15 protein-coding genes and 1 tRNA gene are annotated in these 15625 nt (G+C 62.8%); 8 read left to right on the top strand and 8 right to left on the bottom strand.

Features of this window, described 5'->3' with window-relative positions; translation table 11 throughout:
- Positions 1-252: 252 nt before the first annotated feature.
- Complete coding sequence (locus ACF8Q6_RS19100) at positions 253-690, bottom strand: hypothetical protein (RefSeq protein WP_003248762.1); 438 nt, start codon at positions 688-690, stop codon at positions 253-255.
- Positions 691-800: 110 nt separating this feature from the next.
- Here ACF8Q6_RS19100 and ACF8Q6_RS19095 point away from each other — a divergent pair, with 110 nt between their 5' ends.
- The gene (locus ACF8Q6_RS19095; RefSeq protein ID WP_012053160.1) at positions 801-1241 is read left to right on the top strand and encodes a universal stress protein; all 441 of its coding nucleotides are present in this window, start codon (positions 801-803) and stop codon (positions 1239-1241) included.
- A gap of 107 nt (positions 1242-1348) precedes the next feature.
- Here ACF8Q6_RS19095 and ACF8Q6_RS19090 read toward each other — a convergent pair whose 3' ends face one another.
- A complete protein-coding gene (locus ACF8Q6_RS19090; protein ID WP_003248759.1) occupies positions 1349-3277 on the bottom strand; it encodes an ATP-binding cassette domain-containing protein in 1929 nt (642 codons plus the stop codon).
- 220 nt (positions 3278-3497) lie between these two features.
- Here ACF8Q6_RS19090 and ACF8Q6_RS19085 point away from each other — a divergent pair, with 220 nt between their 5' ends.
- Complete coding sequence (locus tag ACF8Q6_RS19085; protein ID WP_392493117.1) at positions 3498-5423, top strand: transglycosylase SLT domain-containing protein; 1926 nt, start codon at positions 3498-3500, stop codon at positions 5421-5423.
- Between the two features lie 111 nt (positions 5424-5534).
- On the opposite strand, the gene ACF8Q6_RS19080 is transcribed toward ACF8Q6_RS19085, so the two are convergent.
- Both ACF8Q6_RS19080 and ACF8Q6_RS19075 read right to left on the bottom strand, forming a co-directional pair.
- On the bottom strand, positions 5535-6338 hold the full coding sequence (locus ACF8Q6_RS19080) for an MOSC domain-containing protein (RefSeq protein WP_392490424.1): 804 nt from the start codon (positions 6336-6338) through the stop codon (positions 5535-5537).
- A gap of 55 nt (positions 6339-6393) precedes the next feature.
- Positions 6394-7329, bottom strand: a complete 936-nt coding sequence (locus tag ACF8Q6_RS19075) for a chemotaxis protein CheV (protein WP_003248753.1) — start codon at positions 7327-7329, stop codon at positions 6394-6396.
- Between the two features lie 351 nt (positions 7330-7680).
- Here ACF8Q6_RS19075 and ACF8Q6_RS19070 point away from each other — a divergent pair, with 351 nt between their 5' ends.
- The 3 genes from ACF8Q6_RS19070 to ACF8Q6_RS19060 all read left to right on the top strand — a co-directional run bounded on the left by ACF8Q6_RS19070 (position 7681) and on the right by ACF8Q6_RS19060 (position 10102).
- Positions 7681-8190, top strand: a complete 510-nt coding sequence (locus ACF8Q6_RS19070) for a hypothetical protein (RefSeq protein ID WP_017147798.1) — start codon at positions 7681-7683, stop codon at positions 8188-8190.
- A 366-nt stretch (positions 8191-8556) separates the two neighbouring features.
- Positions 8557-9453, top strand: a complete 897-nt coding sequence (locus tag ACF8Q6_RS19065) for a sensor histidine kinase (protein WP_392490425.1) — start codon at positions 8557-8559, stop codon at positions 9451-9453.
- Positions 9443-10102, top strand: a complete 660-nt coding sequence (locus tag ACF8Q6_RS19060) for a response regulator transcription factor (RefSeq protein WP_012053165.1) — start codon at positions 9443-9445, stop codon at positions 10100-10102. The genes ACF8Q6_RS19065 and ACF8Q6_RS19060 overlap by 11 nt, the downstream gene beginning before the upstream one ends.
- Here ACF8Q6_RS19060 and yegS read toward each other — a convergent pair.
- Positions 10086-10973 carry a lipid kinase YegS gene (gene yegS, locus ACF8Q6_RS19055; RefSeq protein WP_392490426.1) on the bottom strand — a complete coding sequence of 296 codons (888 nt, stop codon included), beginning with the start codon at positions 10971-10973 and terminating at the stop codon, positions 10086-10088. The genes ACF8Q6_RS19060 and yegS overlap by 17 nt on opposite strands.
- A 256-nt stretch (positions 10974-11229) precedes the next feature.
- On the opposite strand from yegS, the gene ACF8Q6_RS19050 reads away from it, so the two are divergent.
- Complete coding sequence (locus ACF8Q6_RS19050) at positions 11230-12477, top strand: glycosyltransferase family 4 protein (RefSeq protein WP_012053167.1); 1248 nt, start codon at positions 11230-11232, stop codon at positions 12475-12477.
- Here the strand turns inward: ACF8Q6_RS19050 and glp are convergent.
- Both glp and moaB read right to left on the bottom strand, forming a co-directional pair.
- Positions 12466-13692 carry a gephyrin-like molybdotransferase Glp gene (glp, locus tag ACF8Q6_RS19045; protein ID WP_392490427.1) on the bottom strand — a complete coding sequence of 409 codons (1227 nt, stop codon included), beginning with the start codon at positions 13690-13692 and terminating at the stop codon, positions 12466-12468. The genes ACF8Q6_RS19050 and glp overlap by 12 nt on opposite strands.
- Positions 13676-14215 (bottom strand): molybdenum cofactor biosynthesis protein B, encoded by a 540-nt coding sequence (moaB, locus tag ACF8Q6_RS19040; RefSeq protein ID WP_014591793.1) that lies wholly within the window; start codon positions 14213-14215, stop codon positions 13676-13678. Before moaB ends, glp begins: the two co-directional genes overlap by 17 nt.
- A gap of 187 nt (positions 14216-14402) precedes the next feature.
- On the opposite strand from moaB, the gene ACF8Q6_RS19035 reads away from it, so the two are divergent.
- Together ACF8Q6_RS19035 and ACF8Q6_RS19030 are read left to right on the top strand one after the other, a co-directional pair.
- On the top strand, positions 14403-14624 hold the full coding sequence (locus ACF8Q6_RS19035; protein WP_003248738.1) for a YgdI/YgdR family lipoprotein: 222 nt from the start codon (positions 14403-14405) through the stop codon (positions 14622-14624).
- Positions 14625-14704: 80 nt separating this feature from the next.
- A tRNA-Pro gene (locus ACF8Q6_RS19030) sits at positions 14705-14781 on the top strand.
- Positions 14782-14888: 107 nt separating this feature from the next.
- Here the strand turns inward: ACF8Q6_RS19030 and ACF8Q6_RS19025 are convergent.
- Complete coding sequence (locus ACF8Q6_RS19025; RefSeq protein ID WP_392499314.1) at positions 14889-15593, bottom strand: methyl-accepting chemotaxis protein; 705 nt, start codon at positions 15591-15593, stop codon at positions 14889-14891.
- Between the last annotated feature and the right edge of the window lie 32 nt (positions 15594-15625).

Here is a 15625-nt window from a genome sequence, read left to right as displayed (position 1 = left end):
GGCACTTGCTTGAATGAATAACCCGGCCTGCCTGGCCTTTTCTGCGCAGCAGAACGCAAAGCGGCGACTTGGCACCCCACCCCTTCAGGGTTATGCCGAGCCGCCGCTTTGTCGTTACAGAACAGATTGACCCGCCTGGATGCCCCCGTAGGAGCGGGTTTACCCGCGAAGCAGGCACCGCGGAGTTTGGCACCGGCTCTGCCAGTGTTCGCAGATGAATCCGCGCCTATAGGGGTCGCGCATGGGCGGCGCTCAAGCCAAGGTTTCGAGGGCGTAGGCAACATCCTGCAACACAGCAGTATCGCCACGTTCGGTCCAGTAAAGGGCAATCATCCGCGCATCGGCCTCGACCTTGTATACACTCGCCGGCAAGCGCGACAAGGCGCCCATGAAGCGTGGGTCTTCGCAGGGCTCGCGCCACTGGTTCCACCACACCCCGGGGCTGACCTGCCAGAAGCTGAAGCTGTCCTCATGCCCACGGCGCCGGGCTCTGTGATACTGCGGGCAAGGGCTTGGCGGCTCCTTTTCCAGCCAGTGCGGCCACTGCTGCGGCGCCAGTTGCATGGCCAACCCCATGCGCCGCGCCTCCAGGCGCAACTTCATCTGCTCGCTCTGCTTGCGCGAGCTGCGCAGCCAGGAAAGCGGACTGAGAATCAGCGCAAGGATTGACACCACCAGCAATACCGTCATATCAGTAGTTCCCATAAAGCGTTGCAAATGAGCTGGTTAGCCATTTTTCACGGTAGACCCGCCCTAAAGCGACCATACTTCTTCTATCGCGATTGTCAGGAGTACCGCTCATGCAATACGAACATTTGTTGGTCGCCGTCGACCTGACCGAAGAATGCGACCCGGTGATCAAGCGCGCCATGGCGCTGGCAGAGCCTTCGAATGCCAAGGTATCCCTGGTGCACATCGTCGAGCCGATGGCCATGGCCTTCGGCGGTGACGTACCGATGGACCTGTCGCAGCTGCAACAGCAGCAGTTCGACCAGGCCAAGGAGCGCATGGACCGCCTGTTCAACAAATACCCGGGAATCAACCGCGGCGACTCGCACCTGACCTACGGCCAGCCTCGCCAGGAAATCCACCAGTTGGCCAAGGACCAGCAGTGCGATCTGATCGTTGTCGGCAGCCATGGCCGTCACGGCCTGGCATTGCTGCTGGGCTCCACGGCCAACGATGTGCTGCACGGTGCGCCGTGTGACGTGCTGGCGGTACGCTTGCTGAAGAAGGATTGACTGGACCTGAACCCGCCTCTTCGCGGGCCAGCCCGCGCCTGCAAGGGTATGGCAATCCCTGCAGGTGCGGCTTTACCCGCGAAGAGGCCGGAACGGGCTAACGCCAATCAGCCTTCCAGCTCAGCCCAGCGCTCCACCAAGACATCCAGCTCGCCCTGCAGCTTCTCGATCCGTGCCAGCACCGCCGAAGTTTCTGCAATCGGCCGCTGATAGAAGCCCGCCGCATTCACTTCTTCCTGGGCTTCAGCCATACGCTGCTCCAGCTCATCGATCTGCCCCGGCAGCATCTCCAGCTCACGCTGCAGCTTGTAGCTCAGCTTTTTCTTCGAAGCGTCTTCCACCACCGGCGCCGCAACAGGCTCAGGCTTGGCCTCGACCTTCTCCACCACCGCGCTGTTGAGCGCAGACTTACCGCCCTTGCTCTCGGTCACACCCAGCAGCTTCGGCGAGCCGCCCTGGCGAATCCAGTCCTCGTAACCGCCCACATACTCACGCACCTTGCCCTCGCCTTCGAACACCAGGGTGCTGGTCACGACGTTGTCGAGGAAGGCCCGGTCGTGGCTGACCATCAGCACGGTGCCCTTGTAGTTGGACAGCACCTCTTCCAGCAGCTCGAGGGTTTCCACGTCCAGGTCGTTGGTCGGTTCGTCAAGCACCAGCAGGTTGGCCGGCTTGCTGAACAGCTTGGCCAGCAGCAACCGTGCACGCTCACCACCCGACAACGCCTTGACCGGCGTACGCGCGCGCTGGGGGCTGAACAGGAAGTCGCCCAGGTAGCTCAGCACGTGGCGGTTCTGGCCATCGATCTCGATGAAATCACGGCCTTCAGCCAGGTTGTCGATTACGGTCTTTTCCAGGTCGAGCTGGTGGCGCATCTGGTCGAAATAGGCCACCTCAAGCTTGGTGCCGCGCTCCACTTTACCCGCAGTGGGCTCAAGGTCGCCCAGCATCATCTTGAGCAACGTGGTCTTGCCAGTGCCGTTTGCGCCCAGCAGACCGATGCGATCCTGCCGCTGCAGGACCATGGAAAAGTCCTTGACCAGCAGGGGGCCGTCCGCGTGATGGAAGCTGACATTTTCCAGCACCATCACCTGCTTGCCGGATTTGTCCGCGGCTTCGATCTGGATGTTGGCCTTGCCCTGTCGTTCACGGCGCTCGCCACGCTCCACACGCAGGGCCTTCAGTGCACGCACGCGGCCTTCGTTGCGGGTACGGCGAGCCTTGATACCCTGGCGGATCCACACTTCTTCCTGGGCCAGGCGCTTGTCGAACAGCGCGTTGGCGGTTTCTTCGGCGGCCAGTGCGGCCTCCTTGTGCACCAGGAAGCTGGCGTAGTCACCGTTCCAGTCGATCAGGCCGCCGCGGTCCAGTTCGAGGATACGGGTGGCCAGGTTCTGCAGGAACGAACGGTCGTGGGTGATGAACAATACCGCGCCGTTGAAGCCACGCAGGGCCTCTTCGAGCCAGGCGATGGCACCGATGTCCAGGTGGTTGGTCGGTTCGTCGAGCAGCAGCAGGTCGGGCTCGGACACCAGCGCCTGGGCCAGCAGTACGCGGCGGCGCCAGCCACCGGAAAGCTCGGCCAGGGTCTTGTCGGCCGGCAGCTGCAGGCGGCTGAGTGTGCTTTCCACCACCTGCTGCAGGCGCCAGCCGTCGCGGGCCTCCAGCTCGTGCTGGACGTGCATGAGTTTTTCCAGGTCTTCATCGCCCTGGATGTTCATGCTCAGGTGGTGGAACTGCGCCAGCAATTCGCCCACGCCGTCCAGACCAGCGGCTACCACGTCGAACACCGTGCGCTCGTCGGCCACCGGCAGCTCCTGTGGCAACTCACCGATCTTCAGGCCAGGGGCACGCCAGATTTCACCGTCGTCGCCCTTCTGCTCGCCCTTGACCAGGCGCAGCATGCTCGACTTGCCGGTGCCGTTGCGGCCGATGATGCACACCCGCTCGCCACGAGCGATCTGCCAGGACACTTTGTCCAGCAGCGGCATGGCGCCGAATGCGAGGGACACATCGCTGAATTTGAGCAGGGTCATGTTCGTCTCCATAAATCGGGCGCGCATTCTACCTGACTTGGCCCCCGACGGCATCCGCCAGGCCAACCGGCGAGCACCTGGCGACATCTGGTCGAGCTTAATTTCCCGATACAAGCACAGTGCTTTCACCCACCGCCGGCAAACAGCTAAGCTAAGGCAATAGCTTTCAACAGTGCTGGCTCCGCCGACACTCCCCATGGTTCAACTGCCCGGACGTATCATGCGCAGCCGCCTGTTACACATCGCATCCTGCCTGCTGCTTACCGCTGCCACCAGCGCGGCGCAGGCCACCGACCTGACCCTGCAACGCCAGTACTATGACGAAGCCAAGCGAGCGCTGGCCAAAGGCGACAAAGGCCCCTACCTGCGCTATGCCCAGGCCTTGAGCGACTACCCGTTGACGCCCTACCTGGCCTACGACGAACTCACCGCCCGCCTGAAAAGCGCCAGCAACCAGGAAATCGAAGGTTTCCTGGCCAAGCATGGCGACCTGCCCCAGGCCAACTGGATGAAACTGCGCTGGTTGCGCTGGCTGGCCGAACGCGGCGAGTGGGATACCTTCGTCAAGTACTACGACCCCAAGCTCAACTTCACCGAGCTGGACTGCCTCAACGGCCAATACCAGCTCAGCCACGGCTTGCGCGCCGAAGGTTACGCCACCGCAGACAAGCTGTGGAACGTCGGCAAATCGCAACCTGCCGCCTGCGACACGCTGTTCGGCATGTGGGCAGCCGAAGGCCAGCTAACCGAGGCCAAGCGCTGGGAACGCACCAAGCTGGCAGCCCAGGCGCGCAACTACGGCCTGGCCAACACCCTGGTCAAGTCCCTGACCACCCTCGGCCCGCAGGGGCGCCTGTTGATCGACGTTGCGCAGAAGCCCGAGCTGCTTAACCAGCCGTCGCGCTTTACCCCGGCCAACGAGGCCATGTCCGACGTGGTCAGCCTCGGCCTTCGTCGCCTGGCCCGGCAGGACCCGGAGCGTGCCATGGCACTGCTCGACGATTACGCGCAGCGCATGCACTTCTCGCGTGACGAAAAGGTGGCCATCGCCCGCGAAATCGGCCTGACCCTCGCACGCCGCTACGACCCACGCGCGCTCGACCTGATGACCCGCTATGATCCCGAGCTGCGTGACAACACTGTCAGCGAATGGCGCCTTCGCCTGCTGCTGCGCCTGGGCCGCTGGGATGACGCCTACGAGCTGACCAAGCGCCTTCCCCAGGATCTGGCCAGCACCAGCCGCTGGAAGTACTGGCAGGCTCGCAGCCTGGAGCTGGCACAGCCAAACAACCCGCAGATCCCACTGCTTTACAAGACCGCAGCGCGTGAGCGTGACTTCTATGGCTTCCTCGCCGCCGACCGGTCACAAACACCGTACCAGCTGAACAACAAGCCGCTGCTGCTGAGCCCACAACTGGTCAAGAAGGTCCGCAACACGCCCGGCATCCAGCGCGCACTGGAATTCCACGCCCGCGGTCAGATCGTCGACGGCCGCCGTGAGTGGTACCACGTCAGCCGCCACTTCACCCGTGACGAAATGGTTGCGCAGGCACGCCTGGGCTATGAGCTGCGCTGGTACTTCCCGGCCATCCGCACCATCAGCCAGGCCCGGTACTGGGACGACCTGGACATCCGCTTTCCCATGGCCCACCGCGACACGCTGGTGCGTGAAGCCAAGGTTCGCGGCCTGCATTCGAGCTGGGTATTCGCCATCACTCGCCAGGAAAGCGCCTTCATGGAGGACGCACGCTCACCCGTGGGCGCCAGCGGCCTGATGCAACTGATGCCGGCCACGGCCAAGGAAACCGCACGCAAGTTCAGCATCCCGCTGGCCTCACCGGCGCAAGTGCTGAACCCGGACAAGAACATCCAGCTGGGGGCGGCCTACCTGAGCCAGGTACACAGCCAGTTCAACGGCAACCGGGTGCTGGCTTCGGCAGCCTACAACGCCGGGCCCGGGCGCGTGCGACAGTGGCTCAAAGGGGCCAAGCACCTGAGCTTCGATGTGTGGGTGGAGTCGATCCCGTTCGACGAAACACGCCAGTATGTACAGAACGTGCTGTCGTATTCGGTGATCTACGGGCAGAAGCTGAATTCACCGCAGCCACTGGTGGATTGGCATGAACGGTATTTCGATGACATGTGATTGCTGTTGAGCCTGTACCGGCCTCTTCGCGGGTGAACCCGCGCCTACAAGGGTTACGCGGTCGTTGTAGGAGCGGGTTCACCCGCGAAGAGGCCGGTACAGGCAACACACCTATTCCAGGATTTCTACTTCCATCCCTACCTCCAGCCACCCACTGCCATCCACAGCCAGGTTCTGGCCGAACAGCACGTCGCCTTCTTTTTCGCGGAAAGTCTTCAGCGTGGCCATCGGCTCACGGTCAGCGCTGCGCTCCCCGGTAGCCGGATCGATGGTCGTGAAGATGCAGCGCACACTGGGCTTGAGCACGCGAAACACCAAGCTGCCGATGCGAATCCGCTTCCAGGCATCCTCGGCAAACGGCTCCGCGCCCTGCACCACCAGGTTGGGCCGAAAGCGCCGCATCGACAGGGGCCGGCCAATACGCCGGTTAAGCTCGTCCAGCGAGCCCTGCCCAATCAGCAGCAAGGGGAAGCCATCCGGAAACGCCGCACGGTCACTGTTGAAACCGTAACCATTGGGCAGGTAACGCGCACGCTGCTCCGGGCAATGCACCAGGCGTACGGCTTTGCCCAGCAACTCACTCAACCAGGCCGCCGCGGCATCGCCAGCGTCCGGCACACGCAGGGTATCACGCCAGATCGTCACGCCGCGCAGGGCATCATCGGCAGGCGGTACAGGCACCCGCAACGGCGCCTGTCCAGGGGCTTGCAGCAGCAACTGGCCGCTGTCGTCATCGCTCGCGTCGATCTGGCCAAGTAGTGGCCAGGCACGCTGGGTCAGGAAGCGTCCGTTTTCTTCCTCGACCACCATCCAGCGCCGGTCGCCTTGCAACCCCAGCAACCCCACCGGTGATGCCTGCAGGCTTTGCGCCTGCCCCGACTTCACCGGGTATCGATACAACTCACTGAGAAACATCCCTGCTGCCTCGCTTCATGCCAAAAGCCAAGCTTATACCTGGCCGGCACAACGTTCACGCGGCGGTGGTATCCAGCAGCAGGCGCTGCTTGACCACATCGACCAGGCGATCAGGCTGGAACTTGGAAAGGAAGTTGTCACAGCCCACCTTCTTCACCATGGATTCGTTGAAACTGCCCGACAGCGAAGTGTGCAGCACCACATAGAGCTGGCGCAGACGGGCATCGCTGCGGATCTCGGTGGTCAGCCGATAGCCGTCCATTTCCGGCATTTCTGCATCGGTGAACACCATCAGCAGCTTTTCGCACACGTCCTCGCCGGCGTCGGCCCAGCCCTTGAGCATGCGCAGCGCCTTCAGGCCATCACTGGCCACATGCAGCTTCATGCCCAGCTGAGACAGGGTATCGCGCAATTGCGCCAAGGCCACACTGGAGTCGTCCACCAGCAGCACTTCGCGGCCGCGGGCCCGCGCCAGCACTGGGTCGGCGAGCTTGTCGCCAGAAACCCGGGCGTTGTAGGGCACGATTTCGGCCAGCACCTTTTCCACGTCGATCACTTCCACCAGCTTCTCATCGACCTTGGTGATGGCAGTCAGGTAGTGCTGGCGACCGGCACTGGAAGGCGGCGGCATGATCGACTCCCAGTTCATGTTGACGATGCGGTCGACACCGCCCACCAGGAAGGCCTGCACCGAGCGGTTGTATTCAGTGACGATGATGGTGCTGTCCGGCCCCGGCTGTAGCGGGCGCATACCGATCGCCTGGGACAGGTCGATCACCGGCAGGGTCTGCCCGCGCAGGTTGACCACACCGCAGACATAGGCGTGGCGCTGGGGCATCAGGGTCAACTTGGGCAGTTGCAGTACTTCCTGCACCTTGAACACGTTGATCGCGAACAGCTGGCGACCGGCCAGACGAAACATCAGAATTTCCAGGCGGTTCTCACCCACCAGTTGCGTGCGTTGGTCTACCGTGTCGAGAATGCCAGCCATTGGAAAGCCCCCAGGCTTGAGTCTTAAAAGGTGAAATCATCTACCCTGTATCGGCGGCTTCACGCACACCTTGACCCTTGCGGGAAAATGCCGCGCAGATAATTGATATCACTTTACCATCATGTTTTACTGCCGACACGCCAGGGCAAATCGGGGGCACGACAAAAGTTCCCTACCCTAGCCCTTGATCAGGGAAACCCTTAGCGGCAATCGGGTGCAACCTGATGTTCGCGATATCCTTTAGCCATTAATGTGACGCCATTCTCATTGCATGAATGGAGTCAGGCTTTTGCTAGCTATCGTTTCGGCGTGCCCGCCCCCTGCGCCTACCCCACGCGCGGGGACTTGATGATGGACACTGCCTTATCGTTCGATGACGCCCTGCAGGGCTTCCTGCTGGATGCCCAGGTACTGCTGACCCAGGCCCAGGAATGCCTGCAGCATCTGGAGCTTATAGACAATGACCCGGATGCCTGCAGTTGCCTGAACAACACCCTCGACACTATCGCCCGTCAAGCTACGCGCCTGGGCCTGCGTGAAGTTGCCCACTACACCACCGCCCTGCAACAGTTGCTCGCCCCGGCCTGTCACGGTGGTTGCCTGCAGCGTGAAGCCCTACCCGCGATAGAGGCGTGCCTGACCTTGCTGGCCTGGCAGTTGGAGCTGGTCGATAGCCGTACAGGGCGGCTGAACCTGGACATCGGCGAGCAACTGGTTCTACTGGGTGAATTGGCCAAAGTCGTACACCCCCCCTTTGCGCCAGCCTGCGCGTCCTGCGATGAAGAAGGCAGCGCGTGCATTCACCCGCCCAGTGACGTGGCAACCGGCAACCGCCCCAGCCGCTCTAATCGCATGCATTAACCTGACGCAAAGTGCAACTAAGCAACTTTATTGAAACCCGACCATGGTCGAACTTGGAAAGTTCACCAGGCTTTCGGTGCATGCCCTTGAATCATTGCCGCGTTAGTTACAGCACAAGTGGGTACAGGGCGATTAAAGGGTGGCACTTTGCTACCCGAAAGGGCCCGACCAGTAGGCGTTTCAACGCGTTACACGGCCGCGACCGATGCAATGCAAAGTGGTAATATGCGCCCCCACAAACGCTTGCGACCGGAACAAAGGTGGCAAGAATACGTGTTCGAAAAAACAACGAAAGTACTGCGCCAAAGCCTCTGAGCAGCATTGTGCAAGGCCTCCATCAGCAATACTTCAGTGGCCTCCCTACCTATGTTTCCACGCTTGAAGACTTCTTTGCATTGCTGCTCCCGCGCCGCCGTGCTGCGTTGGGCAACGGTCGGGCTTTGCGTGGCCTCACTGGTTGCCAACATGGCGCTGTACCTGGCCAACCAGACAATCCCGGCCACCCTGCTGGTGCTGCAGTTGGTCGCCACGCTGGGTGCTGTTGTACAACTGGGGCTGGGCGCCAGGTCGATCCACCTGCGCCCGGCCGAGCTGGCCGAGCGCATGCTCAAGGTGCAAGAAGACGAGCGTCAGCATCTGAGCCGGGAACTGCACGACGACATCGGTCAACTGCTCACCGCTGCCAAGCTGCAACTGCAGTGGCTGCAACGGCGCATGCCCGAAGACTTGCAGGGGCACTGCGACGCCCTGCGCAGCACGCTGGATGACACCCTCGGTAACGTGCGCGATGTTTCCGCGCTGCTCAACCCCCGGCAGTTGGCCAGCCTTGGCCTGGAGGCCAGCCTGCGCGCGCACCTGGTACGCACCCTGGCCAGCAGCGGCGTGCACTGGAGCCTGGCGTGCAACCAGCGCCTGGGCGGCATCGACGAAGCCGTGGCCATGGCGGTGTTCCGTATTACCCAGGAGGCAGTGACCAACATGCTGCGCCACGCCCAGGCACACAACCTGGTCATCCGCCTGCAACGCACCCCTGAGGGGCTGGCGTTGTCGATCCACGACGATGGTCGTGGTTTCGCCCCTGCCCGGCACCCGGCCGAAGCCGGTCAGCGCGGCTTGGCCGGCATGCAGGAGCGGGTAATCGCGCTGCAGGGCAGCCTCGACATCACCAGTCAGCATGGCCGAGGCACGCAGATCGAAGCGATGTTCCCGTGGTCCCCGCGCACCCAGCAACGCGCCAGGAGTATTACCAACCATGACCTGTAGACTACTGCTGGTAGATGACCACTCGCTGATCCGCGCCGGGGTGCGCGCACTGGTCTGCGATATCCCCGGCTATGACGTGGTCGGCGAAGCCGACGACGGCAACCAGCTACTCGACCAGGTACGCACACTGGCGCCCGACATCATCTTGCTGGACATCTCCATGCGTTCGACCAGCGGCCTGGACGCCCTCACCCAACTGCGGGCCAGCGGCAGTACCTGCAAAGTGCTGATCCTGTCCATGCACACCGACCCGGACCTGATCATGCGGGCGCTGGAAAGCGGTGCCCACGGCTACCTGCTCAAGGACACCAGCGCCACCGAGCTGGAACAGGCGCTGGGTGCCGTACGCCACGGTGAGCGCTACCTCAGCCCGGCCATCGCCCACACCGTCATCAACCAGGCGCTGCGGCACACCAAACAAGGCAAGCAAAGCGCTGGCGAACGGCATAATCTGACCTCACGGCAACTTGAGATCCTGCGCCTGATCGTGCGCGGCAAGTCCACCCGGGAAATCGCGGCGGGTCTGGGCCTGTCGATCAAGACCGTGGAAACTCACCGCTCGCAAATCATGAAGCGCCTGCAGATTCACGACGTGGCCGGCTTGGTGCTGTTCGCCGTACGCGAAAAAATCATCAGCCTGGATGACTGAGCAACGGCGACCCGGCAGGCAGGTGCAGGTGCAACGCCGCCGGCCTTGCCTGAAAACGCAGATTGGCAGCTTGCAACGGCTCGCCATCGAGGTTGATGTCCAACCCCTGCGAACTCTTGATCTCGACCCATGGCAACCTGGCCCGAACGAACAGGCCGTCACCACCCAACAGGTCCCGCAGAGCCCCCACCACTTCCTGTGGTGCAGGCAGAATAGCGACGTCAAGCAAACCGTCGTTGACCATGGCTTCGGGGCACAGCACTTGCCCGCCCCCAGCCTGTCGGCCATTGCCGATACCCAGCGCCAGCAAATCCCCTTGCCAGTGGAAGCCTGGCCCTTGTAGCTCTACCGAAGCCGCCTGTAGCTCACTGAAGCGGGATAACCCGGTGAACAGGTAGGCGGCAGCGCCCAGTACTTTCTTGAGGTCTTCGGAGGTATTGGCGGTGACCTGGCTGCCAAAGCCACCCGTGGCCATGTTGAGGAACAACTGATCGCCAGCCTGCCCCAGGTCTATCGGTTGTGGTGCGACATTCAGCAAGGCCAGCGCCGATGCCGGCTCCAGGGGGATGCCAGCGGCTTTGGCGAAATCGTTGGCCGTCCCCAATGGCAACAAGGTCAGGCTGGCGTTGGTAGCGGCCAAGCCCATGGCCTCGGCCACATCCCGCAACGTGCCGTCCCCGCCACCGGCGACGATATGGCTGTAACCCGCCGCCAGTGCCTCGGCGACCAGCCGTTGGGCGTCGCCCGCCTCCCAGGTAACCCGTACATCCAGCACCCAGCCGCTATCGCGCAGGTCGCGCACGGCGCTGCGCACGTCTTCGTTCATCGCCTGCTTGCCGTGCAGCACCAACATTGCCTTGCGCCCTTGCATGTGCGCGTCTCCGTAAAGTGGACCACCCCCTATCTCGACCACTGGCCCACCCGGATCGTTGCATGCCCTGGAAAAAACAGTGTGCCGGCGCCAGGCCTGCAACTGGTCACGTCGCCGGTCATTTTTTCCACACTTGGCAATCCCGGCTATGCTCAGCAAATACCCCTATTGCCATGGACGCGCCCGGCAGTGGCTCCCCCACTGCTGCCAACGGGCGCGTTTTGCTATCTGCAGCCTTTCGCGAGGACTTCGGGTCATGCGCATTCTCTGGACACTGCCCTACCTGCCTTGGCCGACCACCAGCGGCCACAAGACCCGGCAATACCATCTGCTGCGCGCACTGGCCCAGCGCGGTCACCGGATTACCCTGCTGGTGCAGTCGAAGATCCCTCTCTGCGACGCAGCACGTGAGGCCCTTGAGCCCCTACTCGAACGCCTGATCGTGCTACCCCGCAGGCCGCTGCACAGCCCACTCAACCTGCTGGCCTCACCCATCATCGACTACCCCATGCGGGCAATCATCAATGGCCTGGCGCCTTGCCTGCGGCACCGGTTCGAGCAACTGCTGGACGAACCCTGGGACGTGATCCAGATCGAGCACAGTTACAGCTTCCAGCCGTTCGAAAAAGCCCTGCAGGCTCGCAGGCTGCCCTACATGCTTAGTGAGCACACCCTGGAATCGGTAATGGGCAGCGCCTGCCACGATCGCCTGCCGCTGTGGCTGCGCCCGCTCAACGCCTTCGACCGCTGGCGCTACCGGCGCTGGGAGCACCGTGTGCTGCGCCAGCCCACCGAACTGGTGGCTGTCAGCGCCCATGATGCCGAGCTGATCGCGCAGATCAGTGGGCGCCCGGTGAATGTGGTGGTTAACGGCGTGGACTGTGATTTCTACCAGCAGGTACAACCTGCGCTGCACAGCCAGCGTCTGTTGTTCGTCGGCAATTTCGAATATGGCGCCAATCTGGAGGCCATCGAATGGGCACTGGACGACATCATGCCGAAGGTGTGGATGAGCAACCCGGCGGTGCGCCTGGCGATTGCCGGGCACGCCATGCCGGCCAACTGGAAGCTTCACTGGAACGACCCACGCATTGAATGGTTTGGCTACCGCCCCGACCTGCGTGAACTGCAACGACGTTCAGCGCTGTTCTTTGCTCCCCTGCGTTATGCCGGTGGCTCGAAGGTGAAAATCCTCGAAGCGATGGCCGCCGGCTTACCCGTGATCACCACCGACAAGGGCGTTTCAGGCCTGACCGTGAACAACGGCGAACACTACTTGGGCAGTGACGACGGTGATCAACTGGCATTGCTGATCACCCAGCTGCTCAATCAGCCTTGGCGCATGAGCCAGTTGAGCGATGCCGGGCGCCAGTTTGCCCGCCAGCGCCACGACTGGAGCGTGGCTGCCCAACAACTGGAGAATGTGCACATACGCCTGACCCAGGCGGCACCGGCCGAGGCCACGCCGCTGGCCAGTGCCTGGCTGGGCCGCTCAGCCAAGTAGCTCGCTGAAGGGGATGAATGGCACGATGTCGCCCTGCTTCGGCGTGCTGCCTTCACGCACTTCCACCAGGCCCTCCGCCCAAGCGGCGCTGCGCAGCACACCCGAGCTCTGGTTCTTGTAGATGCGCACGCGGCCCTGTTCGATGCGCGCGCGCAGGTATTCGCGACGCGTACCCGGCTTGGGCCAGTCAAACCCTGCCGGCATGTCGAACCGCAACGGCGTGACGTCAATCACACCCTGACGACGCAGCAGGTAGGGCCGGGTCAGCAGACCGAAGGTGACCAAGGTCGAGGCGGGGTTGCCCGGCAAGCCAATCACCGGCACGCCCTGGAAGTGGCCGAAGGTCAGCGGCTTGCCCGGTTTGATCGCCAGCTTCCACAACGCCAGTTCGCCGGCCTCGCGCAGGGCGGCACCGAGGTAATCGGCTTCACCCACCGAGACGCCTCCGGTGGACAGAATCAGGTCTACGCCACCCAGTTCAGCCAGGCAGGCGCGAGTGCGCGCCAGGTCATCCGGCAGGATGCCGGCATCGACCACTTCGCAACCCAGCCGCTGCAACCAGCTGACCAGCAGCCTGCGGTTGCTGTTGAAGATCTGCCCAGGCCCGAGCGGCAGGCCTGGCTCGACCAGTTCGTCGCCGGTGGACAGCACCGCCACTTTCACCTTGCGCACCACGTCCAGACGGCCATGCCCCAAGGTCGCCGCCAGGCCCAGTTCGATCGGCCCAAGGCGGGTGCCGGCGCTCATCACCTGCTCGCCCTTGCGGGTCTCCTGACCTTGAGGGCGTATGTTCTGCTCGGCGCGCAACGCTTCGAGAAAGCGCACCCGGCCATCTTCGAGTACTTCGGTGTTTTCCTGCATCTCGACGCAGTCGGCCCCCTCCGGCACAGGCGCACCGGTGAAAATCCGTGCGCAGGTACCCGGTTGCAGCGGCTGGGGCGCATGGCCGGCAAAAATACGCTGGCTGACCGGCAGCGGCTGGCCCTGCCAGTCAGCCAGGCGCAAGGCATAACCGTCCATGGCGCTGTTCGGCCAAGGCGGCAGGTCGAGCGAGGCCACCAAGTCAGTGGCCAGCACGCGGCCTTCGGCTTCGGCCAGCGGCAGGTTTTCGGTCTCGCGGATCGGTGCAGCTTCGGCCAGCGCCAGCAGTTGCTCCAGCGCCTGTTCCACCGGCATCAGCGGCCGGGCCTGGCTGACCTCAGCCACGGCTGTCACAGGCCGCTGCCTGCTTCAGGTGCGCCACGAAGTTGCAAGGGCGATGACGGGCATCGAGCTGCTCGGCCAGGATGCCATCCCAACCGGTACGCACAGCGTTGGTGGAGCCCGGCAGGCAGCACACCAGCGTGCCGTTTGCCAGCCCGGCCAAGGCACGCGACTGCACGGTGGAGGTGCCAATGTCGGCCACGGAAATCTGCCGGAACAGCTCACCAAAGCCGTCTACTTGCTTGTCCAGCAGGCAGGCCACCGCCTCGGGGGTGCTGTCGCGACCAGTAAACCCGGTACCGCCCGTAATCAGCACCACTTGCACGTTGTCATCGGCGATCCACGTGGCGACCTGGGCCCGGATCTTGTACAGGTCATCCTTGAGCAGCACGCGCTCGGCAAGGCGGTGACCGGCGGCGCTCAGGCGGTCGACGAACATCTGGCCAGAGGTGTCGGTGTCGAAGGTACGGGTGTCGCTGACCGTGAGTACGGCGATGCTTAGCGCCACGAAGGGGGTATCTGCCTTGGCTTTCATGGGTGTCCGTCACAACAGGATGAGATGGACGCAGTTATATCACAGCGCACCTTTTCCAGCGTTGCTCCCCTAAGCCTTGCCATGGGTCAAGGGGACAAATTAGTCGCTATGCTGCACTTGGAGTGAACTTGCACTAACGTCCTGCGTCATAAATGTCATCTAGCACCATCGCACTTGGAGAAACACGATGATCAAACGGACCCTACCCGCCTTCCTGCTTGCCTTGGGTTTGGGCGCCCTTGCTGGCTGCTCGACCCCAACCGTCATTACCCTGAACGATGGCCGGGAGATCCAGGCAACCGACAAACCGTCCTACGACGAAGACTCTGGCTTCTATGAATTCGAGCAACTTGACGGCAAGCGCACGCGCCTGAACAAGGACCAGATCCGCACCGTCAAAGAGCTCTGATCAAGGCCCCGTTCAGGCCATGGCCCTTTAAACAACAAGGGCTTGCGGGCAAAAACGGGATGCAGTAGGATTTTGGTCATCGGAGTGTAGCGCAGCCAGGTAGCGCGTCTCGTTCGGGACGAGAAGGCCGCAGGTTCGAATCCTGTCTCTCCGACCAAATCCTTGTCAAAAAGCCCGCCTTGCGCGGGCTTTTTGTTGTGTGCGAAAAATACGTCAGTGCGCCGCTTCAGCCTCCAGGGGCACATGCAACCCCTGAAGACCGAGTCAGGCGGTCAGCCGGGAGGTGACTTCGCCCAACTGCCCTGACAAACCATGCAGGCGCTGCCCCGCCTGCTCGGTATGCTGCACCGCTTCCTGGTTGGCCGTGGCAATCCGGGTAATTTCGATCAGGTTGCGCGAGATATCTTCGGCCACGCTGGTCTGCTCCTCGGCCGCGGTGGCGATCTGCCGGTTCATGTCGCGGATCGCCTCCACCGCCTGGGTAATACGTTGCAGCATCTGCCCGGCCTGCTCGACCTGCTCAGCCCCTTCCTGGCTACGTTGCCGGCCGCTTTCGATGGCCTTGACCGCCTCCACAGCCCCCGACTGTACCGCTTCGATGATCTGGTGAATTTCTGCAATCGACGCTGCCGTGCGCTGGGCCAGGCTACGCACTTCATCGGCGACCACCGCAAAACCACGCCCGGCTTCGCCCGCACGGGCCGCTTCGATGGCCGCGTTAAGCGCCAGCAGGTTGGTCTGTTCAGCAATGCCGCGGATCACTTCCAGCACTTTGCCTATACGCGTGCTGTCATGCTCCAGATCGCGAATGACCGTCGCCGTGCCGGCGATTTCGCGGTTGACCGCGCCGATAATGTCGATGGTCTGCTGCATCACCTGCTCGCCGGCCTGGGCGCTGTGGTCGGCGTCATCGGCCGCGCGGGCAGCCTCGGCGGCGTGGCGAGCGACCTCTTGGGCAGTGGCGGACATTTCGTGCATGGCCGTGGCCACCTGGTCGGTAC

Source organism: Pseudomonas sp. GLN_2, assembly GCF_043106005.1.
Taxonomy (GTDB): domain Bacteria; phylum Pseudomonadota; class Gammaproteobacteria; order Pseudomonadales; family Pseudomonadaceae; genus Aquipseudomonas; species Aquipseudomonas alloputida.
Note: the sequence above shows the minus strand (reverse complement) of the source record. Positions and strands in the feature narration are given on the sequence as shown.

Coding starts and splice junctions, on each gene's coding strand:
- ACF8Q6_RS19025 (WP_392499314.1), bottom strand. CDS start 15,593: ATGTCCGCCACTGCCCAAGAGGTCGCTCGCCACGCCGCCGAGGCTGCC.
- yegS (WP_392490426.1), bottom strand. CDS start 10,973: ATGCAAGGGCGCAAGGCAATGTTGGTGCTGCACGGCAAGCAGGCGATG.
- ACF8Q6_RS19050 (WP_012053167.1), top strand. CDS start 11,230: ATGCGCATTCTCTGGACACTGCCCTACCTGCCTTGGCCGACCACCAGC.
- ACF8Q6_RS19095 (WP_012053160.1), top strand. CDS start 801: ATGCAATACGAACATTTGTTGGTCGCCGTCGACCTGACCGAAGAATGC.
- ACF8Q6_RS19085 (WP_392493117.1), top strand. CDS start 3,498: ATGCGCAGCCGCCTGTTACACATCGCATCCTGCCTGCTGCTTACCGCT.
- ACF8Q6_RS19070 (WP_017147798.1), top strand. CDS start 7,681: ATGGACACTGCCTTATCGTTCGATGACGCCCTGCAGGGCTTCCTGCTG.
- ACF8Q6_RS19100 (WP_003248762.1), bottom strand. CDS start 690: ATGACGGTATTGCTGGTGGTGTCAATCCTTGCGCTGATTCTCAGTCCG.
- ACF8Q6_RS19035 (WP_003248738.1), top strand. CDS start 14,403: ATGATCAAACGGACCCTACCCGCCTTCCTGCTTGCCTTGGGTTTGGGC.
- ACF8Q6_RS19080 (WP_392490424.1), bottom strand. CDS start 6,338: ATGTTTCTCAGTGAGTTGTATCGATACCCGGTGAAGTCGGGGCAGGCG.
- ACF8Q6_RS19090 (WP_003248759.1), bottom strand. CDS start 3,277: ATGACCCTGCTCAAATTCAGCGATGTGTCCCTCGCATTCGGCGCCATG.
- ACF8Q6_RS19060 (WP_012053165.1), top strand. CDS start 9,443: ATGACCTGTAGACTACTGCTGGTAGATGACCACTCGCTGATCCGCGCC.
- ACF8Q6_RS19065 (WP_392490425.1), top strand. CDS start 8,557: ATGTTTCCACGCTTGAAGACTTCTTTGCATTGCTGCTCCCGCGCCGCC.
- moaB (WP_014591793.1), bottom strand. CDS start 14,215: ATGAAAGCCAAGGCAGATACCCCCTTCGTGGCGCTAAGCATCGCCGTA.
- ACF8Q6_RS19075 (WP_003248753.1), bottom strand. CDS start 7,329: ATGGCTGGCATTCTCGACACGGTAGACCAACGCACGCAACTGGTGGGT.